A 247-nucleotide genomic window follows, 5' to 3' on the forward strand; every position below is an offset into this window, starting at 1 on the left:
TAATATTACAGCAATTCGCCCACTTAGAGATGGAGTCATTGCAGATTTTGATGTGACTGAAGCGATGTTGAGACATTTCATCAATAAATTAAATGTCAAAGGATTTTTAGCAAAGCCACGTATTCTAATTTGTTGTCCAACGAATATTACAAGTGTTGAGCAAAAGGCAATTCGTGAAGCGGCAGAGAAATCAGGCGGTAAAAAAGTATATTTAGAGGAAGAGCCAAAAGTAGCAGCGATTGGTGCA

Annotated in this window: 1 protein-coding gene; it reads left to right on the forward strand. The window is 37.7% G+C overall.

Annotated elements, in window-relative coordinates:
• The coding region (locus B2751_RS03665; protein ID WP_290772927.1) for a rod shape-determining protein at nucleotides 1–247 on the forward strand (247 nt) is incomplete at both ends.

It is taken from the genome of Exiguobacterium sp. UBA6282 (assembly GCF_002440475.1).
Classification (GTDB): Bacteria; Bacillota; Bacilli; order Exiguobacteriales; family Exiguobacteriaceae; genus Exiguobacterium_A.